We start from the raw sequence: 25,235 nt of genomic DNA, 5'->3' as shown, positions 1-25,235 counted from the left end.
TGATTTTAACGCTGAACTGCTCCAGTATAGGCAGCAGATGTATTTTCGTGGTTGGGTAAGAGACTGACAAAATGTTGTTGTTCATGTAACACCCCGTATACTTTTGATCTGTTTATAATACGATGAGCCCAATTTAAATGCGGCTTAATTTCATTCATTTTGTTGGCATAGGTGCTTTTGAATACACCCAGACTACCGTCATTACGCTCCACAATCGAGATGGCATCCATGTACTCTTCATGTGTCACTGCGTACATGGCCTGTACCGGCTTAATATGGGAAGGATGGATGATCGTTTTGCCGATGATGCCATTTTCCTTATCCATCATGACCTCTCGTATTAGTCCGTCCACTGCATCTGAAATGAAGTCCATCCGCAGATTGCGCCCCTGCTTACCAAATGCATCCTCAAAGGGCGACACTCTTAATTGAGGCTTAAATACACGTTCCCGATGAGAGAAATATTCCCACACAGGACCGGAAATGACATAATCGGAGTCCACGCGTCCAAACAGGTTAATGATATCAGCGATACAATCCCGTATGACGGCAATCTCATAAATTGTAATATCCGGGCTACGTCTCAAGCCAAACAGGCTGGAAAAATCAGTTGCGCCAATTCGTACATTCAGCACATATTCCTGAAACTCGTCCAAAATCTCTTTGATCGACAGCAGCTCACTCCAGCGGGTTTCCCTGTAAATGATGTTGGAGCTTTCGAGAATCGGTAATCCGTACAACACAGGGATGTTCTGTTCAGCCTTACCCCGGTTATATCTGGCAATGAGTTCAAAATACGCTCGTCCATTATTTGAAGAAAACTTGGGCAAAACAAAGCCTGTCAGTAGCGACAGAGATTCTCCCAACCCGTTCAGTAGCCGTTCGAGCTGTTCCACAGACCGGACACGTACAAACAGCAGCGGTAAACTCTGTTCACTCATCGAGCCTGTCCGTACATACGACAATAGTTGAAGCAACTGCTGTGCCAGCGACTGTTCCGCCTGCCCGACCTGCTGATCCCCAATGGCATCCTCCAAATCCAGCATGACCGTCGTCAATCCTTCATGTTTTCCATTCTTGATCTCTTCCGCTACTTCCGAACGGGTCGCAGGCATGTACAAAGCCGCCCCTATCGCGTAAGCCAATATACTTTTGGGGGATCGGTTATTAAATTCTGATGGCGGCGTGCAAAAGATCGCTTCTACTTCCTCAGAGGTCAAATCATTAAAATATTTCAGGGCCTTCTCCTCCTCTTGCTCATTCTTGCCTGACTGAAGCCCTGTGCCTCGGGTATACAAGAAATCCCCCCTTAGGTTCAGGAGGGATTTCGCTATACTTTGTACATTAAGCCTCTTCGTCGGCCTTTTTCTTTCTTTTCACCGAGCTAATCACCATTGTGCCTACAAAGACGGCAATCAAAATGCCGAAGAACAAGACTTGCGACATATGAAAGTCAAAAGCAGCAGCCAGCATTTTACCCCCGATAATGGCGATCAGAATAAAGGCTGTCTGTTCCAGTTCCGGAAATTTATCAATGAGCTTGAGGAACACTTGAGCAACACCGCGCATCATCAGAACGCCGAGAATACCACCCAGGAACAGAACCCATACTTTCTCGCTCACACCAAAAGCGGCAATGACGCTGTCAATACTGAAGGCGATATCCATCAGTTCGACCATTAATACGGTTTTCCAGAAAGAAGCAGGTTTGTTTTTCACTTCTCCATCACCTTCGGACTTGAATAAGCCCTTATAAGCAATAAAGAGAAGATAAGCCGCTCCCAGCACCTTAATCAGCGTAAACTTAATCAGGAACGTACCCAAGCCGATGGCGAGGAACCTGAATACATACGCACCCAAAATCCCGTAAAATAAGGCTCTCTTTTGTTGTTCCTTAGGTAAATGCTTAACCATAACTGCGAGAACCAAGGCGTTATCCGCCGACAAAAGACCTTCCAGCAAAATGAGAGTTCCAATGATCCCCCAACTCACCGGGTCAGTAAGCGTCGCCACGACATCACTCCATGAGAAGAAATGGCCGTAGTTCTCACTGATATTTTTAAATAAATCATTCAACATGAAAAGAGTGCCTCCGATAATTCAGTTTATTTGCTACCCTGTGACCAGCGCATGCCCCAGTTATGTGCACGATCCAACTCACGATGACCGCCATAGAACTGCACGAGTCTTTCAATGCTGAACGTTTCATCGTTCACATTTTGGAGCATGGCAATCGCACACATTCCCTTGCGGTTGTCATGTTCGTTCAGGTGAACAACAATGTCCGGTCCGTCCTTCTGATGCAACGTGACCACCCCGTCCGCCTGCGACCAGTTCGTAACCCCTTCATAGATAAAGGTAAACACCAAAATCCGCTTGATTTCAGAAATTTTAGCGCCGTTAATGCGGAGATTCTCCCCTGTTTTTACAGAACCTGTCCGGTCGTCGCCGTCCAAAGCAATGTATGGGAAGCGATTCAGCGAGCCAAAAGCTTCACCCAGCGCCTGAACCACACCTTTATCTCCGTCCTTCATCTCATACAAGCAACCCAGATCCAGATCGACACCCTTGGAGCCACGACTGAAAAAGCCCTTGCTCTGCTGCACCTGATTCCAGTTCAGATTGATCAGGAGTTCCCCTAATCCACCTGAGCCTTTTTTGAGATTGATGGTGTCGCCCTTCTTCTTCAGCTCAATTTTGCGCAGATTCAGATTCACCGGTGTTGCAGATGGCTCTGGCTTCGGAGCAGGAGGTGCTGGCGGCGGTGTTGGTGCTGGCTGAGGAGTTGGAGGTGGTGTAGGCACTGGCGGCGGCGGAGCCGGATTATTTTCCACTTCAATCCCGAAATTGACGCACAACGCATCCAATCCACCGGAAAAGCCCGCGCCAATCGCGTTGAATTTCCATTCCCCGTTATGACGATACAGTTCACCAATGACAATGGCCGTTTCCACTGTAAATCCGCTGTCCAAATTAAACCGCAAAACCTCTCCGCTAACCGGATGAGCAAAACGAATGAATCCGCCTTGAACCTGTCCAAAATTTTGCCGTTTCTGATCCGCATCATAAATCGTCAGCGTGAACGCAATCTTCTCAATGTTGGCAGGAATCCGCGTCAGATCAAGTGCGAATTGCTTTTTGTCACCAGTCTGTTGTCCATCTGAATACGTGATGAAGGGCGTGGTCGGATTGTTGTAAAAGATCAAATCCTCATCGCCTGACACTTTTCCTCCAGAGCCTAACAAAAATGCCGAAGTATCCAGTTCCAGTGTCGCTGGGGCCTCCCAGCCGATCCCTACGTTGACCTGGGTCAGACCCGGATTCGTTTTCGTCAAATCCGCCTTCTGTCCCTTTACTACGTTAACAGCCATGATTGTGTCACCTTTCTGTCCGTTTGTCATGTGTCAGCGCACGCCAATTTCAATGGCTTAAAAAAAGGGTAGCGCCCTATGGACACCACCCCAAGTGGATATTATTGAGCGTCCAAGCCATAGTTTTTAGCAAGCGCACCCAATCCACCAGCAAAGCCACTACCGATTGCCTGGAATTTCCAGTCTGCATTCTGACGGTAAAATTCACAGAATACCACGGCCGTTTCGGTGGAGAAATCCTCTCCCAAATCGTAGCGCAGCACTTCACGATCCGTCGCTGCATCTACCACACGTACGAAAGCATTGGACACTTGTCCAAAGTTTTGCGCACGGGCCTCGTAATCATAAATGGTAACCGTGATTCCGATACGGTGGATGTTCGCAGGAATTTTCGCAAAATCAACGATGATTTGCTCGTCATCCCCATCGCCCTCACCTGTGCGGTTATCGCCTGTATGGGTTACAGAGCCTGCTCCGCCGGTTGGATTGTTGTAAAATACAAAATCATCCGCAGCTTTGGCTTTGCCATCTTCATACAGCAGGAAAGCCGAAGCATCCAGGTCAAAATCCGCGCCACCGCTGTATTTATTCGTATCCCATCCAAGACCTACGACAACACGGGTCAAGCCGGGATTGGTTTTCGTCAGATCAATACGTTGTCCTTTGGAAAGACTAATGGTCATACTGTATACCTGCTTTCTTTGTACAGATTTTAGTTACGCCAAGCCGTAATCGCGAGTCAACCCTGCAAGACCATCCTGGTAGCCACTACCAATGGCATTGAACTTCCACTCACCACTATGACGATACAATTCGCCTACAACAACGCCCGTTTCGATTGAGAAATCTTCTCCCAGATCAAAGCGGATCAATTCCTCATTGTTCGCTTCATTTACGATACGTGCATAGGCACGGGACACTTGCCCAAAGTTTTGGCTGCGTTCCTGTGCTTCATAGATTGTAATTGTAAAAGCGATCTTTTCTACGTTAGCTGGCACGCTGCCCAAATCAATTTTGATTTGCTCGTCATCTCCGTCGCCTTCGCCTGTGCGGTTATCCCCAGTATGAACGACAGAGCCGTTTTCATTTTGCGGGTTATTGAAAAAGACGAAGTTCTTATCCGATTCTACTTTACCTTCTGCATTAGCCAAAAATACAGATACGTCCAGGTCAAAATCTTTGCCGCCATCGTATTTGTTCGTGTCCCAACCCAAGCCGACCGTGATTTTGGACAAGCCCGGATTTGTTTTCGTCAAATCGATCTTTTGACCTTTGGATAAGTTAATTGCCATGATAAGAACCCCTTTTCCATAATTAAGTTTGGTATTGGTAAAATAAAATTACATGTAGCGCTGAGCCAGCACATCAATATGTACGGCATTCGTGCCTTCACCGATGGCAGCAAACTTCCATTCGTCGTTATGACGATAGAGTTCTCCACAAACCAATGCAGTCAGCCCTTCATAATTATCAGATAAATTAAACGTGACCAGTTCCTTGGAATTAGCACCGTCCAGAATGCGGATATACGCTTTCTCGATCATGCCAAAATCCTGTTTCCGGTTTACGCAATCATATATATTTACAACAACAAGCACTTTGTGGACACTGGCAGGAATACGTGCCAAGTCAATCACAATTTGTTCATCATCACCGTCACCTTGTCCGGTCAAATTATCACCGGAATGTACGATGGACCCACATGGGCTTTTTTTATTGTGGAAGCATACTACGTTATCCGATTGGGTCAGTTTTCCGTTTGCGTCCAGCATAATGGCAGAAGCATCACAATCAATATTCGGTTGCTTCTTGAAGCCAAAAAATCCTTTGGACTGCACCGGGTCCCATCCCAATCCAGCAATAACTTTGGTCAGACCTGCGTTTCCTTTGGTCAAATCAATTTTCTGGCCCTTAACCAGATTAATTACAGCCACTGATTAACACACCTCCCTTCCGTAAAATTTACAGACTAAATTCAGACGGATTCAAGCCCAGCGCACCGCAAATTTCAGCGACAACTCGTTGTTCATCAGCATCAAAGTCACCGTCGGCAGCACCAATGGCACTACATACACCAACGACGAGTCGGCCCACTTCAGGCTTGCCTTTCAATTTGCCAACCGATTTCAGCGCTTCCTGTTTGCCGATTTCAGGCGAAAACTCAAAGTTCGCTACATAGTGATTGAAACGGCTAATGACCTCTCCCATATCAAACACTTTCAATTCTTCACTGAGATTTATGTATCCGGCCATTTTTGCTTTCTCTTCCGGACTAATGTTACCGTCAGCAAAGGCTACCAGCGCACAACCCGCAACAACAGCTTCCATGAAATCTTTATTTTTAAACTTCTTTACCTGGTCTCCAAGACCCTTTTTAGTTGTGTTCAGCCAATTTTTAAATGTACTCATGTTGCCCTCCACAAAATCGTATTTGGGTGAAACGCATCCTAGTTAATTTCTTCCTTTACTATAACCTGAATTACGATCTTTTTCTACAATTATATACAAAAATACGGTAAATCTGATCTATTTTTTATAGGTATCCTCTCCATCTTTAGCCCTATTCTCTACGGAAAGGCCCTCTTCCATCATCTATCATTTGGTACCCTAATTGCAAGTCCGTAGATAGCACGCAGGTATAACCATATGGATTATGAGGCTAAATACCACCCTATTCTTCTAGATGGATTGACAGTTTAAGAGGAACAAGCTATTATTCTATCAAATTACAAGTATTTCGCTAGGAATAATATAAAATAGTATAGCCTATTTAGGAGGAAATTTCACATGACCGCACCTTTTGCTAACCTAAGACCATCCTCTTGGAAAATGATTCCCCTATCCGCCGCCCTATTCATCGCTGCCTTTTCCAGCCCTATTGATTCCTATGCCGCACCCGCGGCAGCCCCGATCGTCCAACAAATAAGCATCCTCGGTTCAAGCAATATTACTGATTCGGATAACCAGCTCACCTATCTAAAGGACCGTTTTAACATCCAGTTATCCTCATCCCCGACAAGAGGGGAATATATCGCCGCGCTTGCCACCGTGTTGCATCTGAACAGCTCAAGTACCGCTTCTGGGGACAAAAACACCGCCTTTACAGGCTTAGAGTCAAATAATCCGTTATATGCCCAAGCGGCAGTACTGTATGCAGAAGATATTCTGGATAACACTGACGTAAAACCGTCCGTTCCTCTGACACAAAACGACACGATCCGTATAGCTGTAAAAGCCGCCGGATTGACTGAGTTGGCTGCTACATATCCTGCGGATAAGGCGCAGGCCGTACTGACTAAATCGGGTATTCGTACATTGGCTGGAACTGCTGAGACCCAATCAGCGACCTCCCAGGAACTGGCAGTCGCTATAGATACAGGGCTGCTGCCTCAAAGCGAGCTGTCCTCCTTCCAGCCGGAAGGCCAAGCCGATGCGTCATTCACCGCCGAGGTATTAAGCCGTGTGCTGGCATTCCACGGCGAATACAAAAATAGCGTAGGCCAAGTACAGGACGACGACATTTTTGCTAAAACCCATCAGGCCTACGATACACAGATACTCGTCCAATCCCCGGAGCTGCAAGCCCTGTTTGACGAAGGACTTCAGCAAAATCTGTTCACAGGCTACAACATCAAGGACAGCCGCTATGATGCCCATTTTGATCCGAAGCTGTCCCTTACTTACGGACACAGCGATCTCAAGCACGCGATCCAACTGATTGGGCTGCTTCGCAGCGAGGGCATTCAAGCCAAAGTACAGCTAGAACCGAAAACTTCGGCTTTCGTATATTTGAAAGAATGGGGACAGCCTGTCCAGACCGAAGACTATAAAGTCGTGCAAATCCATAACGGCAACTATATCGCCTACTCCAAGGAATATGACCTTGCCCTCGAATTTGCGACGATCGGGCAGAAGAACCGTTTTGACGCCATCATCAACCAATACGCCAAAAAGAACAGCAAAGATCAAGCCGGCCTGATCGCTCAGTCCTGGTGGCAGCCGCTCTATTACTCCCTATCCTCCCCCGGCTCAGCCTACACGGAGATTGCGAACAATCGGGTCAGCGCGGGGCGCTATTACGCCCAGTCCTTTTCACTGACGGACAAAGCTTCCTCCATTGGCGATGGGTTACGTAAAATCAAGCCAGGTGTAGAGGTGGAAAGCTACCACTTCTGGGTGGATGCTCCCTTTTATCGTTATTTGAATGGGGAAGCTCAGTAAATATTAAGTAGCAATAAAAAGGCGCAGCCTTCCAATTCAGCGGAAGTCACTGCGCTTTTTTTATAAGAAACAAAAAAATCTACAGACTTCTCCAGCTAGCGAGTTTTACAGTTTCCAACTGCCGCTCACCTGTTCCAGAAAATAGACTGTAGATTTTATAGATACTCCTATTCGCATTGAGTATGATCGTTTTCAGATCATGACCGCCTCTAGTTATAGTCCTCCCAGTAGCGGTACTCCATTTCATTTTCACCCTTGGTGACGATAATCATGTTTTCGATATGTCCGGTTTCCTTGTCGGTTCGGTAAATCATGGTGCGGGTTTCGCCTTCATCTGGTACAGAGAATAGCACCTTGTCACTGATCATGCCGCCACCGATGCCGACGACATGTTCTCCCCAGCCGGAGGCTGCACCTGAACCTGCTCCACCAACACCAGTTCCGCGCGACAATATAAGACCTATGCCGTACCCGGTGACGGTCTGGGCCGTTTTACCCAGAGCGTGCTCTCCAGCCGATTGGGTATGCTCTTGGGCCCAGTAATCGTATTTGTCATTATTTTGCTCGTAGCTGACAATGTTTCCTTTTTTATCTATAGATATATCCGTTTTCGTGCCATCCTTACCTGTCAGTTCGGTGACGGCGACGAGAGAATCGGATGTGATCTTGGACGTTTCTCCTGTATTGTAATCTGTACGGGTCACCGAGTCCTCATATTGCAGCCGTAGGACGTTCATCTGGTCGTGGATTTTCTGCATAACCTGCTTGTCTCCAATCGCCTCGGCATCTTTCATTAATTTCTCATATTGATGGTATTTATCGGCGTCTGCCCGATCCCAGTCATCTATGTTTTTAGGAGGCTCGGAGGCATCTCCAGCTTGTTTCCCGGCTTCTCCAACGCCCGCCGACGCTGCACTAGCGCTCATAGCCGCCGCTAATGCAGTCCAGAAGCCACGCGGGTTGTCATCCGTACTTCTAAACTTCGAAGCAATGCTTTTCAGCTCAATTTCAATGGATTGAACCTTGTTTAACACAGAAGAAAGCGTATATTTAGCCGTCCGATAGTCGTTATAAAAACGATTTCTCTCCATACCGTCCCACTGGCTGTGAAGGTTGTTCATTGTGTTATCCAGGCCATTTAACTGGTTATACAGTGTTCCGTGGGCATTGGCAAATTGGGAGGCCACGTGATCCAGTTGCTCCGGTGAGACTTGGATTTTATTTATGATGATCACATCCCGTCTATGAAAATAGGAGATAGGCATTATATTTTACAGTAATCCTTATTTCATATTGTAAGCTATAGAAGTCAGACATTCATGAGGATTTATACGTATTTGTGTATTCAGAAGCAGTTCCTTTGATATAATGAATTCATATGAGTTCATTTCGACAATACATTATTGAAAGTCAGGTGTAAGAACATGTCAGACAAAAAAATTATCTTTTTCGATATCGACGGTACATTACTGGACGATGACAAAAAAATGCCACTAACGGCTGAGAAGGCCGTCTTTGCTTTGAGAGAGCAAGGTCATGAGGTAGCCATTGCCACAGGACGCGCGCCTTTTATGTTCAAGGAAATCCGTGAGCAGCTTGAAATTGATTCTTACGTCAGCTTTAATGGGCAATATGTCGTGCTTCGCGGGGAAGTCGTTGCTACAAATCCGCTGAACAGAGAAGCTTTGCAATCCATGACTGATCTGGCCCTTACTCATAATCATGCTCTCGTATATATGGATCATATGAACATGAAAGCCAACATCCCTAACGATGAGCTTGTAGAGAAGTCGGTCCAGACATTGAAGGCCAAGATTTCGGTTGGGTACGATCCGCTTTATTTTCAGGGAAGAGATATTTATCAGACGCTGTTGATGTGTACGGTAGAAGAAGAGCCCTTCTATGAAGCGGTATTCAAAGCTTTTGACTTTGTACGCTGGCATCCGAGTTCTGTGGACGTTGTTCCTCACGCTGGCTCCAAAGCAATCGGCATCCGCGAAATTACGTCCAGACTGGGCATTGCCGATGAAAATCAATACGCTTTTGGCGACGGTTTGAACGATGTGGAAATGCTGAGGGCTGTACATCATAGTGTCGCAATGGGTAACGGTTGTGATGAAGCCAAAGCCGCAGCTAAAATGGTCACAAAACGCGCAGATGAAGACGGCATTTTGTACGGGCTGCAAAAGCTTGGTTTGTTATAAGCGAACAGGAATGCTGACTGACTGGGCAATGTCTAGAGAAAAATAAGATCTGTTTAAAGACTTACATTCGAGAAAATAGGAGGTTGTCGTTGAATATGGAGACGGAAGGCTTACGCAATGTCGAACAGCTAGCCATGAAGAAGTACAAAATTTACAAGCAAAGCCTACTCCGGTATTTGGCTCGTTCCATGCTGGCGAGTATGTTCATCGGGTTCGGCGTTATTGTGGCCTTCAAGACGGGCAACTTTTTTTACATGGAGCATTCTCCATTCACTTATCCTATGGCAGCGCTCACGTTCGGGGCGGCCATCATTCTGATCGCTTACGGCGGCGGGGATTTGTTTACAGGCAACACCTTTTATTACACCTATGCTGCGCTCCGTAAAAAGCTCCGCTGGGGACAGGTGCTTCGGCTGTGGGCTGCCAGCTATGGCGGTAATTTGCTGGGTGCCGGGGTGTTCGCACTCCTTATTTTCTTAACTGGGCTGTTTGAGTCCTCCAATGTGAACAGTTTTTTGCTGAACGTGGTGGAGCATAAGATGGAAGCGCCCACAATGCAGCTGTTCTTCCGAGCTATTTTGTGTAACTGGCTGGTCTGCCTTGCCTTCTTTGTACCGATGTTCATGAAGGAGAACGGCGCGAAGATGTTTGCCATGATGCTGTTCGTATTTTGCTTTTTCATTTCGGGATATGAGCATAGTGTGGCTAATATGTGTACTTTCGCCATTGCGCTCGTGCTGGATCATCCGGGTACGGTCTCTGTTGCTGGCGTGATTCATAACCTTGTTCCGGTTACGCTTGGGAATCTGGTTGGCGGCGTGCTGCTGATGGGTGTGATGTACTATTCGGTGAATCTCCCGTTTTTGGACGAGGAGGAGCATTAAAAAAGAAGCCGTGGAATCTAAGGATTCCATGGCTTCTTTGCATTATTTTTAGTTAGAGCATGCAGCATCTACAGGTGTTTACGTGTCTGTTATCCTTCTTGAGCAGGAAAATGAATAAATTCTTCCAGCTCCTTAAACAGCTTTTTGGGATTGACGGTGTCAGGTACCACCAGAGTCAGCGGTTCATCCAGCTTTAACACATACATGCCTAAAATGGATTTGGCATCTGCCATGCCGCTTTTGCCATGAATCCAAATATCATAGGTATAATTCGAAACGATTTGATTGATTTTTTCAATATCCTTAACGTCTTTTACCTTAATGGGTGTCATCATTGCACAGCACTCCCCTGCCTTGAATTGGGACTTACGAAACAAGCCTCAACCTCACTTTACTCCATTTGTGAATAACGTTGCAAAATCTTAATTTAGAAAATGACATGTGGCGCGGTGCTGACTTTCCAGTAACTGCCGACCTTTTCAAAATTCACGGTGATTTTCTCGTTCGCCTGCTTGGTTCCTGCCGGATAAGGCACGGTCAGCAGATAGCTGCGCTTAATCGGGGTCATCGTCACCATTTTCGCTGTTGCCCGGTTGAACTCCAGCAGGTTACCACCATCTGCGTCCAGCTGAGCTAGTTTTCCGTTGACTTCAACGAAAAATTTGCTGACAAATTGCTCACTGGCCTGCTTGGTGTAGGCCTGCGTCAGATAGCTGATCAGCTTGGTCTTGGTGCCAATGTCCTCAGACAGGTAGCGGTAGCTTTTGCCGTTCCACTGGAACGATTCGCCCACCGTGCTGCCACCGCTGATCGCGTACAGATAACGTGACTGCGCCTCCAGCACGAGCGGAATGGCGCTCTCGTGATTCAGCTTATCCAGCTGCGTTGGCTTTACGCTGGCAGCTTCGGCTGCTGCTGGCGCCGAGGTAGACGGCTGCTGCGGCTTCGACGGCTTGGCAGTCGACGGTACGGACGGAGCAGCCGCTGGCGCTACTGAAGCAGGGCGCGGTGCTGGCGCAGACGGAGCTGCTGGTGTAGCAGCCTTGGCGGAATCGGCGGCTGTGGCCGGGGCCGATGCAGCTGGAACCGACGGCGCTTGTGCCGGGGCTGGCGTCGTAACCGACGAAGATGCTGCTGGTGCTGGCACCTTGGCCGGGGCGGCTGCGGCCGGACTGGCAGCGCCCGGCTGCGTCGCTTCCGCTGGAGCGGTCACGACGGGCGCGGCGGCGGCGGCCTGCGCCACGCTCATAAGTGCGGCTGCGATGCACAACGCGGATAGTTTCGTATTTATTTTCATACCTGTTTTCATCATTCTATGCACCTCCATAATCATATACCTGCATAAACTGCACACGTTTCTATTATAAGAATCTCCTGCCACAATTGGGTTGCTAAATTGTTTCTATTTGCCTTTATTGTTCATTCTGCACGAAGTTTGTCCGTATTTGTCGGGCACGATTCTTTTGACTGCTTCACTCGCTGGGCCTCCACCTCTTCCAGGGATCGTGACAGCTGCTTAACAGACCGGTCAAGCTGCTCCAATCTGCGGCTGAGGGTGACAAGGATGTATTTTAACAGAATCAGACTTAATGCAGCTGGGAATCCGACATTGGTTACGAGCGCAATCATACCTTCGGTCGTTAGAGATGTCACATATCCCGCCTCCTTTTTCATACGTATATTTCACCAATAAGAACTAATGTTCCCTTTTTTATGAAAATCATACGTTGACTCTCTTCTGAAAAAGAAGGCTGCACAGGTGATGCCACATCTAGCCTGTTACTCCCCGCTCCTGAAGTTGTCGTTCTCTTTTTTGCTCCATAACATTCTGGCAGTACAAGCCCACCAGCATCAGATTAAGAGCGCATATGGAAACCCATCCTCCCAAGCTAATATCAATCTGCAAATAATCAAAATCGGAAAAAGACTTGCGCACAAAGCGGGCTGCCACCAAGTTTCCTACCTTCTTGACAATGGGTACAAAATCGGTGATCTGGTGTACGCTCATCATGTAATCACGGACCTCTATTTTTAGCAGTTCCACTTCACTCCATGAAAACGGGTAGACCCATAGCAGTTCATTGTTTTCGTTGGTAGAGAAGGCTACGACAAAATCATTTTTGTTCCCGCCCTCCCATTTGTCCTGAAGCGCGAAGCCATAGTCCTGTGTTTTATTCAAGCCCACATGAACAAAAATCAAATTGACCTGCTTCCATGACTTCGTTTTTCCCGGTTTTTCCGGGTTGGGTACAGGCTTGTTCAGTTCAGTGTTCATGCTCGCCAGCATACGTAATGCCTTTGCTTTGTTAGGAACCTGACCGATAATACGGTGAATATCAATATAATTGAGCACAGCCTTGGGGTACTCCGGCAGGTCGGAGTATTGCTCCACATCTATATCTTTATGTCTGAAAATGGAATAGGAGGCCTGTACTTTGTTCAGATAATGATGCGTTGAAGCACTCGGTGTGCCATAGGGCCAGAACCATTTTAGTGTTGCGGTATTGTTGGGCCAGCTATCCCCAAACGTGCTGCCATCGGGCGCACGATCCACGCGAATCCATCCGTCATCTGTGGTATAAATGGAGTTTTCCGCTTTGTGATGCTCCCAGTAGCCACTATGTCTCGTACACTTCTCTTTACCATTACTGTCTTTACTACAGCTTTTTCTGGGCGGATGCCACTCATCCCATTCCTCCTTATGGTGCCAATCTGTGACTTTGCCGGACCATACCTCGGTATCCCATGTCTCTATTCGGAAATCAATGTAGATCGTCACAGCCGTCAATACAGCACTAAAAATAGCAGTCCAAATGATCGTTTTCCAGCGGGTCCCGGTCAGTAGTTTCACTGGAATCAACCCCACGAATATGATGAAAGGGATAAACCAATACATAAATTGATCCCCCTATTTCAGACGGATTTCATCCGCTTTCTTCTTGGTAAAAGCATCCTCGGTTTGGTCTGAAGTTACGATATATTGGGACATATCATATGTTTTCATATTGGTCAGGGAAGCCATAATAAAATGTACCTTAATATACGTGTTATATTCCCGAACGATATCCATCATTTGCTTCTGGTTGTTATCAAACTGCTGGCGACTGGCGGCAATTTCGCGCTGAAGATCCGTATATACAGATGTAGCCAAACGGGGATTTTGTTCATGCACCGCCTGATACAGCAAATTCGTATCATTATATCGTCCGGTAATCATCCCTGTGTATACCTCTTTGACCTGTCCAGCCTGTAAATCCGTGACCTGCGTCATTTCCTTGAATTTCTTCCACATATTATCGTAGCTGGACTGGTTCGATAGATATTGAGCCTCAATTCTTCCTTCCAGCTTCACAGCCGTATTCCGGTGACTCCAGATCGAACCTACCGTAATCAAGCAAAATACAATAATGACGCCCATAAATATAGCCAAACCAATCAACACTTTTTTTCCCATTCGTCATGCGCTCCTTCTATTGTTGTCATTCATAGAAAATGTGTGTTACTTTGTATTTTATCGGTAGATTCCTGCGGGAATATGAATAACACACCTTATCCGATCAACTAAATAATGGCATGACAAAAAGAGCTCCGTTCAACCCGGGGCCCTTTCCGTTTTGGTTCATTCGCTGTTTCATTTCGGCCTTCAAACCGACCTGTAAATCAAGGGGTATATATATTCGGCTGCGTGGGCTTGGACATCCCTTCTCCCAGATAAAACCCAGTGTGTGGCGGCTGGTTATAGGCCACATTCTGCCACGCTATACTCAGGCGATACAACGGATCATGCATAAGTGTATAAAAACGATACTCTGACTCATACGGTGTTGTGTAGATTCGTAGGGCGGAATTATCGCTTTTGCGCCAAATCACTTCCTCGCGCCAGTCGCCGAACAGATCGGCCTGCAAGGATGGTGTTCCTTTCGTTCCGTTATTGGAGCTGGTACCTGTCGCCGTAAGCAAATTGGAAGTGGTCGAGTTGGTATAGTTCCACTTGTCGATTTTACCAGCGCTCGATGAGGTATGATCCAACAGCTCACGCAGCAGGTCGCCATCCCACCAAATTCCAAAATTAATGGAGGACGGTAGCGTATTCGTAATAAGCTCTCCTTTTGCCGAACGTACGCCGATCCCCGGCGCCCATTGCTCGTTCCCTTTTGTACGGGGATCAATATCTGCCGACATGCCTCTCCCGGTATCCTTGCCTGTATTTACGCCCCATAAAATGTTTCCATTACGCGGGTCATACATGGCAGCACCATAAGTCGCATTTTTGTCCTCGTTTACCTTAAACACTTCATATCCTGAACGGTCGGGATTCAAATCCCCGACATGAAGTGCATCCCCATGTCCCATCCCAGAGTTAGCCAGCTTCGCTCCGGTATCATCCACTACCAGCGAACCGTACACAATTTCATCCTTATCGTCTCCATCCACATCCGCCACACTCAAGCTATGGTTGCCCTGTCCGGCGGTTCCGGCATTGGTCGAGCTGTTGCTATCAAAGGTCCAACGTCGATTCAAGTTACCATTACGCCAATCGTACGCGACCAGAACCGTTCGGGTGTAATACCCCCGTGCCATGACTATGCTCGGCCGTACGCCATCCAGATAAGCAACCCCGGCGAGAAAACGGTCCACCCGGTTGCCATAATTATCTCCCCAACTGGATACCGTTCCCCGTGGCGGCACATAGTCAATCGTGCTAAGTGCTTTGCCCGTATCGCCCGAGAACACGGTCAGAAATTCAGGCCCGTCCAAAATATAACCACTGGCATTACGATAATCCGCCGAAGCGTTGCCGATGGTTACACCTGTGCCGTCTTTAGAGCCGTCTGCTGTTTTGCATACGATTTCCGCCTTGCCGTCTCCGTCAAAATCATAGACGAGAAATTGTGTGTAGTGCGCTCCAGCCCGAATGTTCCGGCCCAGGTCGATTCGCCATTTGCGTGTTCCATCCAGCTTGTAGCCGTCCAAAAATACATTTCCCGTGTAGCCGGATTGCGAATTGTCCTTGGCATTGGAAGGGTCCCATTTTAACACAATCTCATACTCGCCATCCCCATCCAGATCACCTACACTGGCGTCATTGGCATTGTACGTGTAGCTCACATTATCCGGGGTTGTACCGCCTGCAGGCTGCTGGATGGGAACATCCAGATAGTTGTTGCTCCAAACCTTCACTGCCTGAGAAGCAGCCTGTTCTGCTCCATTCACTACGGCACGAACCGTGTATGAGGATGCGGTTGTGCCAGCCTTGTCCAAAAAGTTGGTTTTCGACGTAATCGGCGCATCATTGACCTTGCTTGTCCCTCTATACAGATTGAAGCTGACTGAATCCGCTTCCGTGCCCAGCAAACGCCAACTCACCAGCACGCCCTCCGGCACTTTGACCGCGACGGCTCCCCGGTTCAGCTTTTCCATTTGCCTCGTGGAGGCAGCAGAGACCTGGCTATCCATCGGGGTGACTGTTCCACACAAAATAACACCGAGACAGAGCAACGCGGTATACCGAAATCTTTTTTTCATCTGAATCCTTAACTCCTTTCATGGTAATGTTTTTTCAATAAATTAATTTTATTTGACTGATAAATTATTGTTGTTTAAATTTTATGATAGCGCTTACATAAAAGTAAAGGGACGCATTCGTCCTTTTTGTTCAAAAATCAGAGCTAATGCTTTAAAAATCAGAGGTCCATGAATAATCGTTCTTCCTCTGCTATGCTTTGGATATCCTCTGAGCTAATGCTGATATATTGATAGCCTTCTGCCTGCTGCTTTTTTAATGCCAGTTCTTTCATAAAACGTGGGCTGCCCTCCCCGGCATCCTCGTCATAAACGAGCAATAAACCATCGGTTTTGCGGAAAAGCAGTTCATCCCGCGCCTTGAGTTGCCATATTCCCTGATAAGGCTGGCGGCTGACAACTCCCACATAGTCAACTCCCTCACAAATCTGCTGAAAATACTCCTTTTTATCCTCCTTCCACTTTTCCTCCATATTTTGATAGGCTGCCATAATGGAGCATTTTAAGTGAGGATACTGCTGCCTCAGTGAAATTGCCACTTCACAGGCCCACAGATCCACCCCGTACTGACCGGGGGTAATAATCCACTCCAGTCCTTCTTCAATCAGGGGAATGAGCCTGCCTGTGATCGCCTTTTTGATATATGGAATACCTTCGTGCTTTTGGCTGAAAATATTCAATTCATGGGCGCGGTAGCCCGAAACGAGCAAGTTTTTCATCATCTCAACGTCCTTCTCGTATGGTCATAATGGTTATTGTACCACTTACAAGGAGGCTGCTACATAACATAGTTCTTTGGAGAGCTGAGTGAATATGTCCAAAAAGACGAACTTCGCTCCATGTTTGCTGGATGAGGTTCGTCTTTTTGGATTCGTTACTGGTTTCGTGTTCATGTCGATTTAGTCTGTATTATATATTTTGGGCGTAGTGCTCGCCGGGCGTTTTCGTTAAAACGACATAAAGGCTGGATTCGATATCTGTGTCGTTGCGATAAGAGAAACTCTCATCTCCGGTGATATGAATGATATCCCCTTTAACGACCGAGGTTTCCGTCCCGTTGCTGGTTACTGTCCCGTGTCCATCAAGAACCAGAATATAAACGTTAGCGCCCGGATGGTTATGGGACGGCAACTCGGTTCCCGGGCTAAAATTCAGAATAAAAATAACATTTTCCGCTTCTTTATGAAGAATGCGTTTAGTAAATTTGTTCTCCTGATATTCTTGAAATTGGGCAAGATTATTCTTTTCCACTGAAAATCACTCCCTATTTAGGCTTTATTCCCAACTTGCTAAAAACGGATTTCATACTCACAATAGTCGTCTCCGTTTACATTACATTTTATTTCTCTGACATTAACTCTCTTAGCTTTGATTTTGCTCAATGCCCCTTCCATGATTGCTCCTTCCAAATCACACACCATATTGCCTTCCATCTCGGGTAATCCCTCGCAAAAGCAATCTTTTACGGCAACATGAATTTTATGTTCTTCCTCAAGAACAATGTGAGGATCTCCTATTTTTAATTCACGGAATATATCAAGCAGGTCGTGAGATCTTTTTCATATCATCGAATGTAAACTCTTGTACAGTACTTGATTTATTCATATTTTCCACCAGTCCTTGACGAAGAGTGAATTTATTTTAACTAATTATCGGTGTAGCAGATCGTCTTCTTCCCTTCGTATTCTTACGTTCTTGACGATTTTACACGCACATCTTTAATTCTAATGTTGCTGCTGAATAGGCCCGCATCGCTACTCAATTTAAACGACGGATAATTAGGGTCTGCCTCAAGCCTCATTCTGCTGTCGAATTGCTGCTCCTGCTGCCGGTCTACAAAAAAACAATAGGGCTCGGACTGAATGACTATATCGGTAGCATCGGGCGCAGTGACCACCAAGATGACAATTACGCCGTTACATCCACAGTCCTCTGTGTCATAAAACAACTTAAATACTCCCGATTCTGCTGAAAGCGCCCTTGCTAATCGTTCAACTGACAAGGGATCCAACTGTAATTGTATTTCCATGAGGCTATTCTTCTCCTTTATACATGAATGCTTGGAAGCGTTGGTCCAAAAGGGAGAAATTTAAAACGATGTATATGTATACATTATAGTTAAGCTTTTCAATGTACTTGTGTGACTGCACTCACTTTTTGAACGATTTGAGTGATGGTCGGACCGACCATTTCAGAACAATACTACAATTTTATCTTTTCGCGGCTTGAACTTTGAAACACACAAGAAAGAGCACCTAGCCAGATAGGCTAAGCGCTCTAAATCTACTACTGTAAGCATTCAGAAGAATGGCCTTTTTATGAAGTCGAAGAGTTCCATTGAAAATTGTCTCCAAAATCCGTACTCCACTGCCCCCGCTGCATTCTGTCATGTACACAGCCTTGTTCGGAAGGCATTAGCACGTCTGTCATCTCTGTGGGTTCTCCCTTGTAGCAGTGAAAGGCCTTGCCGTGCGGTTAGCTTCGGGCTTGCTCATCTCCCAACACCGTACGGACATATTCACTTCCGGTATCCCCGTTATGATCAAAAGCAATAATCTGGGTGGACAATTTGTTCCGACTTAAGGCAGGACCAAATATGCTTAATAAAGTTTGCCTGCTCGGCTGCCCCCATACTCATGATGGGATACTTGGACGTAGTGAGCTCTGGCTCATTTTGAATGGAAATCGCCTGAATCGGAATATCTTCATTCGCTTAAGCCTGAATATAGCGTACAAAATAGTCAGCATACGCGGAATAGACGCGCGGATCGTTATAGTCCAAATACTAGCCATTGTAGGTCTGCCCGCATATTTCATCCAGGGCGGCGCATTCCGTTCACACCCGGTAATTTTTCTGGTGAGGATACCGGCGTGGACTACTCGTTAACCGGGAAGATTACTCAAAAGGATACCGAAGCCCCCACTGTGCGCGAATCTGATCCATCAGCTTCATAATACCCAGTGATTCATCCAAAGATATCGTGGAACTTTCGAGCAAGCCTTCATTCAGGCAGCGTCCCACTTCTTCTGCTTCAAAAGCGTACCCTGTAGAAGCTCGTTCATCCTGAATGGTTTGTGCCTCTTCGCCGTCCACATGTAAAGTAGCCGATGTGCTATTCAGGAAAGATGGGATGTGGATATATCCCTTTGTGCCATGAATATATGCCTCATTCGTCAGTCCGAGACGAACTGCCCCGTTAAGCATAGCCGTGCGCCCGTTTCCGTAATCCAGCAGGATGGAGAACGTCTCGTCGACACCCGTTTCCCCGATATGAGCGGTACTCCATACATGCTTGGGTTCAGGACCGAACACCATCGAGGCAAAAGAAACCGGATAAATCCCCGTATCCAACAAAGCACCTCCGCCTAGATCAGGATTCAGTAGCCGCCCCTCGGGATTCCAATCTACACGAAAACCAAATTCTGCCTTAACCAGCTTGACCTCACCAATCCGTCCTGCATCTATCCACTCCCGCACTTGGCGAATCGGAGGCAAAAAGCGTGTCCACATCGCTTCCATCAGGAACAGCTTATGTTCACGTGCTAAGCCGATCAATTCCTCCAGTTCCCCACTATTCACGGTGAAAGGTTTCTCACACAGGACGGCTTTTCCAGCCCGAAGAGCCGTCAGAACATTTTCTTTATGAAAAGGATGAGGAGTGCCTATGTATATAGCATCTACCTCGGGATCTTGAGCCAGTTCCTCGTAGCTTCCATAAGCGCGTGCAATTTGATGCTTGGCTGCAAATTCGGTAGCGCTTTCAATAGTGCGTGAGCCTACAGCGTATCCTTCTCCGTTCGTAACATGTGCCAAATCCGCGGCGAATTGATCTGCAATCCATCCTGTGCCGACAATTCCCCATTTGATCTTCTTGCTCATACTTGTGTCCCTCCCTGCATATGGTCAACGTTGACTTACACAATCCCTTTTATTCTAGCAAACCCCTGCCAGGAACAAAAGAATTATCTGGGCACAAATAATGAAGCCCCGCCACACGGATCTGCATGGACAGGGCTTCACGCTACTTCAAAATGAATCTCTATATTACAGTTTCTATCCTACGCCTGGAGCTGCGCAAGAATTTGCGGATCCTTGATTTTCTGATCCTCAGCCAGCAGTACAATTTTGGATAAAATCTCGGCTGTTCTTGGATCTTCGTCCAGGAACGGCAGAAAGATGCGCCCACGATGCTGCGAATGCACCGGAATGATATGCAGCGCTCCCTTCGCCTGCTTGTAGACACCGCCGCTTCCCAAATGTACCGCATATTCACCAAGACTGCCGTCTACACGCGCATAATTGCCATCCAAGCGTACATTACTGATTTTCAACAAACGCAGCGATTCCTGCACAATAACGTTGCGCATTTCAATGGTCGTAAGACTGGCTTCTGGATCAACACCGCCTACATGGGCGACACTGACGACCAAATCTACATCCCGTATGACTTCCGAGAACAGCACTGGAGGAACCTCCTCCAACGGCACACTCTTATACGTTGTCCGATCCAAGAATTGCACCGTCTCCAGTGTAGGAGCCTCGGTATCGGCTGGTGAGAACCAATCTGCCATCGCGTACAGGTTAGCAATCAGGTTTTCGGCATAATACACCTTCTGTAGTCCTTCCTCATAGCTGACCGTCCACTGGCGACCTTTCAGCAGGGCTACCGTTTTATTCGGTTGTACCTGATGTCCTGCATATCGACGGGAAACGGTGGCACTTGCACGTTCATCTGCATTCGGCAAATACAGCTCACGGAACACCTGTTTAAACGGCTGCCGAATCTGGCGGTCAAATAAATCCTTCTGGAAGTCGCTCCAACGACCACTTTCGTACAAATGGAGCGGATGAGCGATGATCAGCTTGTCCTCTTCACCTACGGGATACTGTTGACCCGAAGGATCGGCCAACCCGGATGTATCTTCATTGAAATATCCCAAGCGATCTCCAGCCTTGAAAACTAGCGTTCGCACCAACGGAGCAAGCACAGGGTTGCCTAATAATCCCGTTAATTCCTTCATCATAAAGGCCGTGCCGGACTCCATAGAGCGCTCCAATTCCTTGCGGGCTCTACGGTACTGATCTACCAGATCGCCTTTAAGCTCCTTCAACGCAGTAACATACTCATCCTTCTTGAAGCGAGACGGAATAGATTTCAGCGTCTTCCCTTTGCTGACAATCTCAATATCTGCCGTTCCTTCTTCATCAATGACAAGCTGTATCGTTGTAGCCTCTTCCAAAGCATGTGGCTCAAAATAAGACCGAAGATCCTCCAGCTTACGGGCTTCCATGTCCCACACGAGCCGGGTTACATCATCATAGCCTGCATTACGTGCCAAATTCCCAAGCGCAATTCGTGAAACCAGAGCTTCACTGGCCTTACGCTGTGCCCCGAATTTTTTGCTCTGTTCCAGAAACTTCTGGATGAAGTCATAACGTTCCCGTACATCTGGTTCGGGAGGTTTGACAAGAGGAATCAGACTGTAGGTCAGCAAATGCTCCTTGTTCCGTTTGTCTTCCACCGATTTTTTCATTTCACTCAGTTTCAGCTTACCCAGCGTCGCATCCGCAAATAACTGGGACCTGCGATGATTGGCTCCAGCCGAAATATATTTGGCGCAGTCGTACAGCAGATCAAAACGTTCCTCGCCCAACGTCTCATAGGCCTCATGAAACCAGTGAATATCGAAGGCTCCATCATTAAAATCCTGCGGAGCAATTGGCGAATAATGAGCTACAATCGTTTCCTTCTCGGCGGAAAAACCTTCATTAATATGTGCATGGAAGTACCATGCAGCACTGCGAAGACCTTCCCATCCGAGGTAGCCTGCTACAATTTCAATCCACTGTGGAGCATACATTGCCGCCTCCAGCAGACGTTTATCCGTAATTTTAGCGTTACTCAGCTTTTCCTTCAACAAAGAAGAATCCTCGCCATCACGCGGATAACATACCTTGAGCAAGTGGCTGAACGATTCCTTTTTGGTAATACGATCGCCGTAACCGTACACATAACCACGCACGAACGTTTCCTTGTCGAGTCCATCCAGAATACGGATGAAATAATCCATGCCTTCAATTCGGCTCAATCCCATCACTTTTGGCGTGGCCTCGGTAGGCAAATCACCTCGAACCAATTCAACCTCCAGCAGTCGGTCAATAACCGTACGCCGTATTTCCAAAAATTCTGGATTGCTGGCAATCCATGTATTGCGGGCATTCGTTAAGGAACTCATATGTCTTCTGCTGTCACTGCCAGCCAATAGTTCCCGATACACTTCTCCTACACCGATCAGCCCTTTTTCATACGCTTTAAAATAATCATCCAGATCCAGCGGTGAATAAAAGTGATTTAATACAGCTGCCAGTTCATTATAGTTAACAAAAGTATGGAAAAAACGTTTAAAGGACTCATCATCATGTACACGCCCTTTCTCCAGCCCGATCCACGGGCTAGACAGCAGGTGCAGCATTCCCATGTCCTCAGAAGGTCTGTCCTTCGGCATAGATTGCATTAATGTATTCAACGAGAAATCAATGGTATCAAAGGTTTTATCACCGGGAGTGTCCAGAAAATAAGCATTAATCAGCGTGCTTACCTGATCGCTATACGTCAACTCTGCTATCCATCGCTGCATCTCGTTAATTCGATCTAAAGGATACATTTGTTCAGCGAAATCTTTACGCCATTCTTCCAGCAGCTTGTGCTTGCTCAGTTCTGAATAGTCCATGTTATGATTGGAGAAATAACGGTAATAGCGGTCAAGTGTTTGATCCATAGACTCCAATCGGTCATATAAAACAAGCTCTAGCAGTTCACTGGCTTCCATGTCGCTCTCCTGCAAATAACGACTCCATTCCTCGTGAAGAGGATATAAAGACAGCATGGAAACTGCCTCCTCATTAGGCTGAGCCAACCGCACGGTACGAAAATTAGCACCGATTAGCAGCGTTTCTTTGTAGCCCGAATAATACTCAGCCGTATATTCTACATCACGATGCTGGTGGACAAGCTCATTCAGTCCGCTCAGGAACTTCTTGATTTTCTCCAAGGGGCATACAAAAATATCAGCTAATCGAAATCCTCCCAGCTCAACCTTCTCTTCCAGCCAAGCTTCCTTGGCATTCGGATCGTATAGACCAAAGCCATTGGCCTCTGTATAAGCATCCACCTGCTCCAGCTTGGACAGCAGCTGTTCCTCCTTAGCCGTCGGCTGCTGAATGATATCTGCTAAAGGCTTGAGGGTTTCATACTGCTCGGCACGCTCAGGGCTTGCATATATCTTCGTCAATATTTCCAGTCCGCCCAATCGTTGTAGCTCCGCCTTTGCCCGAAGCAACCGCTCCAACGAGCTATGCAGAGACTTCTCCGGCTGCGCCAGCAATACACCAATGACACTTTGTCGCAGGGAGCCCGTCTTGAGCTTCAATAGCCCCTCCATTTGCTGCATTTCCTCTTCCGCCAGCGTCAGCTTGTGCGCCTTGGCAACAGCGAACTCACGAATGCTCATACTTTTGTCGGACAGGCTTGAGAAAATAAATTCACGCTGCACCGTATCATCCGGATTCCGCACAAATTGATTCAGCAGCTCACCGCGTAAATTAGAGCTAATCTGGTCCTTTAAGGCTATGATTTCTCCAATCCAGGTCGCGTCCATGTCGTAACCGACAAGATACAGCATTTTTTGAATTGGCGCATCCGAGCGGTGATGAACGTTTACAAAATCCAGCACCTTGGAGGACTCGGTAGACTCCCCTTTTTTCATCTGTGCAAACAGAGCATGAAGCCGCTCAAAATCCTTGCGTCGCTCTTCTTTATTTTCCAGTAATGGAGTACGAACTACTTTAACGATCCGATCCGCGACTGTTCCGCCTTCTACCCATTCGTAAAAATAATTATTTGTATAGTTCGTCAGCACCCAGTATTGAAGCTCCGGGTCCGTCTCATTCAGATATTCTCTGGAAATCCCCAGACGCACATCCTTATTTTGACTGTTAGAGAGTACATAAAGCGCTACAATCTTCTGATAAGTTGCTCCCTGTTCCATGACTTGCCGAACTTGTCCATACAGATCACGTTCCTCATGTACAGCGGTAGCCCACAAGCTCATATATACCTCATTGGCATTCGCGCTGGTCAGCCATTCCTGACGCAGCTCGCTGTTTGTCAATGCTTCATACGCCTGCTCAATCAGTTGGCGAACCACCCGCTGATTAGCAGACTCCAAGCCCATGCCTGTCCATACCGCAAGCGCCCGTACCACCGAGCTGTAACGAATGAATCCCTGGTCGATAACCACCTTCAACAAATATACAAGAGCCTCCGGGGTTCCCTCATCCATTTGCTCCACGATGCTTTGGCGCAATCCCTCCTGAAGCTTGGCGGCTGCCAAAAGCTCGCCGACCATATGGTAATTCTCCTCTTGATGGCTCAAGAGCATTCCTTTAATCATGGCACGCGTAAGAAGCGCAGTCTGGTTATCGCCATAAATAATCCCCTTTAGCGCCTCCAACACCTGCGGATTACCGTTATCCAACTCATAGGCTATCCAATCACTAATCGTCTCTTGAATCCGATAGTCATTTCCATGTTCATAATCCTTTTTCGTTAAATAATCTATAAGCGAAAAGCCGATCCAGTCCATTCGGATAAGCTGCACCATTCTTTTGTAAATCCGCGAAGTATGGAATGTCATATCCGAGGTACGGAACGGTTTACGCTCATACCCTGTACTGTATGGATATTCAGTCACATGCTCCGTTATATATGCAAGCACATCCCCCGCCGTTGTTCCAATCAACTGACGCAACACCTCTGCCAGTGGCTTGAACAGCAGATCTCCGCTTGCTTCTGCCTGTTCTTTTAGTATGCGCTGGCATTCGTTAAAAGGCTCCTCATCCTCGCGTATGTAATGAATTCGACCCAGCTCCACTACATATTGGGCCAATTCCTGTTGCTGTCCATCCAGTTGCGCCGCGCGCCCCTTCAGTTCGGTGAAATATTCCTGCTCATTTTTCTCCTGATGCATAT

At 47.1% G+C, this 25,235-nt stretch carries 23 protein-coding genes; 3 read left to right on the top strand and 20 right to left on the bottom strand.

Features of this window, described 5'->3' with window-relative positions; all coding sequences use genetic code 11:
• Positions 1-5: 5 nt before the first annotated feature.
• The 7 genes from NST83_RS04835 to NST83_RS04805 form a co-directional block, all read right to left on the bottom strand.
• Positions 6-1,148 (bottom strand): HpcH/HpaI aldolase/citrate lyase family protein, encoded by a 1,143-nt coding sequence (locus NST83_RS04835; protein WP_342417876.1) that lies wholly within the window; start codon positions 1,146-1,148, stop codon positions 6-8.
• 196 nt (positions 1,149-1,344) lie between these two features.
• Positions 1,345-2,079 carry a TerC family protein gene (locus tag NST83_RS04830; RefSeq protein WP_342416777.1) on the bottom strand — a complete coding sequence of 245 codons (735 nt, stop codon included), beginning with the start codon at positions 2,077-2,079 and terminating at the stop codon, positions 1,345-1,347.
• 26 nt (positions 2,080-2,105) lie between these two features.
• Positions 2,106-3,371, bottom strand: a complete 1,266-nt coding sequence (locus tag NST83_RS04825) for a TerD family protein (protein ID WP_342416776.1) — start codon at positions 3,369-3,371, stop codon at positions 2,106-2,108.
• A gap of 101 nt (positions 3,372-3,472) precedes the next feature.
• Entirely contained in the window at positions 3,473-4,054 is a 582-nt protein-coding gene (locus tag NST83_RS04820; RefSeq protein ID WP_137061663.1) for a TerD family protein, read from the bottom strand.
• Positions 4,055-4,087: 33 nt separating this feature from the next.
• Positions 4,088-4,663 (bottom strand): TerD family protein, encoded by a 576-nt coding sequence (locus NST83_RS04815; protein WP_137061662.1) that lies wholly within the window; start codon positions 4,661-4,663, stop codon positions 4,088-4,090.
• A 48-nt stretch (positions 4,664-4,711) separates the two neighbouring features.
• Positions 4,712-5,305 (bottom strand): TerD family protein, encoded by a 594-nt coding sequence (locus NST83_RS04810; RefSeq protein WP_014280005.1) that lies wholly within the window; start codon positions 5,303-5,305, stop codon positions 4,712-4,714.
• 28 nt (positions 5,306-5,333) lie between these two features.
• Entirely contained in the window at positions 5,334-5,780 is a 447-nt protein-coding gene (locus NST83_RS04805; protein ID WP_137061660.1) for a tellurite resistance TerB family protein, read from the bottom strand.
• Positions 5,781-6,158: 378 nt separating this feature from the next.
• Between NST83_RS04805 and NST83_RS04800 the strand changes: the two genes are divergently transcribed.
• On the top strand, positions 6,159-7,592 hold the full coding sequence (locus tag NST83_RS04800) for a hypothetical protein (protein ID WP_342416775.1): 1,434 nt from the start codon (positions 6,159-6,161) through the stop codon (positions 7,590-7,592).
• Positions 7,593-7,801: 209 nt separating this feature from the next.
• On the opposite strand, the gene NST83_RS04795 is transcribed toward NST83_RS04800, so the two are convergent.
• Complete coding sequence (locus NST83_RS04795; protein WP_342416774.1) at positions 7,802-8,857, bottom strand: WXG100 family type VII secretion target; 1,056 nt, start codon at positions 8,855-8,857, stop codon at positions 7,802-7,804.
• Positions 8,858-9,016: 159 nt separating this feature from the next.
• On the opposite strand from NST83_RS04795, the gene NST83_RS04790 reads away from it, so the two are divergent.
• Positions 9,017-9,796, top strand: coding sequence for a Cof-type HAD-IIB family hydrolase (locus tag NST83_RS04790; protein WP_342416773.1), 780 nt, complete (start codon positions 9,017-9,019; stop codon positions 9,794-9,796).
• 95 nt (positions 9,797-9,891) lie between these two features.
• A complete protein-coding gene (locus NST83_RS04785) occupies positions 9,892-10,680 on the top strand; it encodes a formate/nitrite transporter family protein (RefSeq protein ID WP_137062232.1) in 789 nt (262 codons plus the stop codon).
• Between the two features lie 89 nt (positions 10,681-10,769).
• Here NST83_RS04785 and NST83_RS04780 read toward each other — a convergent pair whose 3' ends face one another.
• From NST83_RS04780 to NST83_RS04725, 12 genes are all read right to left on the bottom strand, one after another.
• Entirely contained in the window at positions 10,770-11,015 is a 246-nt protein-coding gene (locus NST83_RS04780) for an HPr family phosphocarrier protein (protein ID WP_014279995.1), read from the bottom strand.
• Positions 11,016-11,107: 92 nt separating this feature from the next.
• Entirely contained in the window at positions 11,108-11,977 is an 870-nt protein-coding gene (locus tag NST83_RS04775; RefSeq protein WP_342417875.1) for a DL-endopeptidase inhibitor IseA family protein, read from the bottom strand.
• Positions 11,978-12,099: 122 nt separating this feature from the next.
• Positions 12,100-12,333, bottom strand: coding sequence for a hypothetical protein (locus tag NST83_RS04770; RefSeq protein WP_342416772.1), 234 nt, complete (start codon positions 12,331-12,333; stop codon positions 12,100-12,102).
• Between the two features lie 118 nt (positions 12,334-12,451).
• Positions 12,452-13,576: a hypothetical protein gene (locus tag NST83_RS04765; protein ID WP_342416771.1), complete on the bottom strand. Its 1,125-nt coding sequence runs from the start codon at positions 13,574-13,576 to the stop codon at positions 12,452-12,454.
• A 12-nt stretch (positions 13,577-13,588) separates the two neighbouring features.
• Positions 13,589-14,134 carry a LemA family protein gene (locus tag NST83_RS04760; protein WP_137061655.1) on the bottom strand — a complete coding sequence of 182 codons (546 nt, stop codon included), beginning with the start codon at positions 14,132-14,134 and terminating at the stop codon, positions 13,589-13,591.
• A 206-nt stretch (positions 14,135-14,340) separates the two neighbouring features.
• Positions 14,341-16,137 carry a rhamnogalacturonan lyase gene (locus NST83_RS04755; RefSeq protein ID WP_342417874.1) on the bottom strand — a complete coding sequence of 599 codons (1,797 nt, stop codon included), beginning with the start codon at positions 16,135-16,137 and terminating at the stop codon, positions 14,341-14,343.
• 227 nt (positions 16,138-16,364) lie between these two features.
• Entirely contained in the window at positions 16,365-16,922 is a 558-nt protein-coding gene (locus NST83_RS04750; protein WP_170970800.1) for an SLOG family protein, read from the bottom strand.
• Between the two features lie 190 nt (positions 16,923-17,112).
• Entirely contained in the window at positions 17,113-17,454 is a 342-nt protein-coding gene (locus NST83_RS04745; RefSeq protein ID WP_342416770.1) for a cupin domain-containing protein, read from the bottom strand.
• A gap of 38 nt (positions 17,455-17,492) precedes the next feature.
• Positions 17,493-17,624: a 4-vinyl reductase gene (locus NST83_RS04740; RefSeq protein WP_342417873.1), complete on the bottom strand. Its 132-nt coding sequence runs from the start codon at positions 17,622-17,624 to the stop codon at positions 17,493-17,495.
• A gap of 266 nt (positions 17,625-17,890) precedes the next feature.
• Entirely contained in the window at positions 17,891-18,232 is a 342-nt protein-coding gene (locus NST83_RS04735; protein ID WP_342416769.1) for an iron-sulfur cluster biosynthesis family protein, read from the bottom strand.
• 867 nt (positions 18,233-19,099) lie between these two features.
• Positions 19,100-20,083 (bottom strand): Gfo/Idh/MocA family oxidoreductase, encoded by a 984-nt coding sequence (locus NST83_RS04730; protein WP_342416768.1) that lies wholly within the window; start codon positions 20,081-20,083, stop codon positions 19,100-19,102.
• A 179-nt stretch (positions 20,084-20,262) separates the two neighbouring features.
• Positions 20,263-25,233 (bottom strand): DUF5724 domain-containing protein, encoded by a 4,971-nt coding sequence (locus NST83_RS04725; RefSeq protein WP_342416767.1) that lies wholly within the window; start codon positions 25,231-25,233, stop codon positions 20,263-20,265.
• Positions 25,234-25,235 lie beyond the last annotated feature (2 nt).

This window comes from Paenibacillus sp. FSL R10-2782 (assembly GCF_038592985.1).
Taxonomy (GTDB): domain Bacteria; phylum Bacillota; class Bacilli; order Paenibacillales; family Paenibacillaceae; genus Paenibacillus; species Paenibacillus terrae_C.
This window is presented reverse-complemented; position numbering and strand designations above follow the sequence as displayed.

Excerpts from the sequence above, each read along its gene's own strand:
- NST83_RS04830 (WP_342416777.1), bottom strand. The coding sequence starts at position 2,079 with ATGTTGAATGATTTATTTAAAAATATCAGTGAGAACTACGGCCATTTC.
- NST83_RS04825 (WP_342416776.1), bottom strand. The coding sequence starts at position 3,371 with ATGGCTGTTAACGTAGTAAAGGGACAGAAGGCGGATTTGACGAAAACG.
- NST83_RS04820 (WP_137061663.1), bottom strand. The coding sequence starts at position 4,054 with ATGACCATTAGTCTTTCCAAAGGACAACGTATTGATCTGACGAAAACC.
- NST83_RS04815 (WP_137061662.1), bottom strand. The coding sequence starts at position 4,663 with ATGGCAATTAACTTATCCAAAGGTCAAAAGATCGATTTGACGAAAACA.
- NST83_RS04805 (WP_137061660.1), bottom strand. The coding sequence starts at position 5,780 with ATGAGTACATTTAAAAATTGGCTGAACACAACTAAAAAGGGTCTTGGA.
- NST83_RS04800 (WP_342416775.1), top strand. The coding sequence starts at position 6,159 with ATGACCGCACCTTTTGCTAACCTAAGACCATCCTCTTGGAAAATGATT.
- NST83_RS04795 (WP_342416774.1), bottom strand. The coding sequence starts at position 8,857 with ATGCCTATCTCCTATTTTCATAGACGGGATGTGATCATCATAAATAAA.
- NST83_RS04790 (WP_342416773.1), top strand. The coding sequence starts at position 9,017 with ATGTCAGACAAAAAAATTATCTTTTTCGATATCGACGGTACATTACTG.
- NST83_RS04785 (WP_137062232.1), top strand. The coding sequence starts at position 9,892 with ATGGAGACGGAAGGCTTACGCAATGTCGAACAGCTAGCCATGAAGAAG.
- NST83_RS04780 (WP_014279995.1), bottom strand. The coding sequence starts at position 11,015 with ATGATGACACCCATTAAGGTAAAAGACGTTAAGGATATTGAAAAAATC.
- NST83_RS04775 (WP_342417875.1), bottom strand. The coding sequence starts at position 11,977 with ATGAAAATAAATACGAAACTATCCGCGTTGTGCATCGCAGCCGCACTT.
- NST83_RS04765 (WP_342416771.1), bottom strand. The coding sequence starts at position 13,576 with ATGTATTGGTTTATCCCTTTCATCATATTCGTGGGGTTGATTCCAGTG.
- NST83_RS04760 (WP_137061655.1), bottom strand. The coding sequence starts at position 14,134 with ATGGGAAAAAAAGTGTTGATTGGTTTGGCTATATTTATGGGCGTCATT.
- NST83_RS04755 (WP_342417874.1), bottom strand. The coding sequence starts at position 16,137 with ATGGATAGCCAGGTCTCTGCTGCCTCCACGAGGCAAATGGAAAAGCTG.
- NST83_RS04750 (WP_170970800.1), bottom strand. The coding sequence starts at position 16,922 with ATGAAAAACTTGCTCGTTTCGGGCTACCGCGCCCATGAATTGAATATT.
- NST83_RS04740 (WP_342417873.1), bottom strand. The coding sequence starts at position 17,624 with ATGGTGTGTGATTTGGAAGGAGCAATCATGGAAGGGGCATTGAGCAAA.
- NST83_RS04735 (WP_342416769.1), bottom strand. The coding sequence starts at position 18,232 with ATGGAAATACAATTACAGTTGGATCCCTTGTCAGTTGAACGATTAGCA.
- NST83_RS04730 (WP_342416768.1), bottom strand. The coding sequence starts at position 20,083 with ATGAGCAAGAAGATCAAATGGGGAATTGTCGGCACAGGATGGATTGCA.
- NST83_RS04725 (WP_342416767.1), bottom strand. The coding sequence starts at position 25,233 with ATGCATCAGGAGAAAAATGAGCAGGAATATTTCACCGAACTGAAGGGG.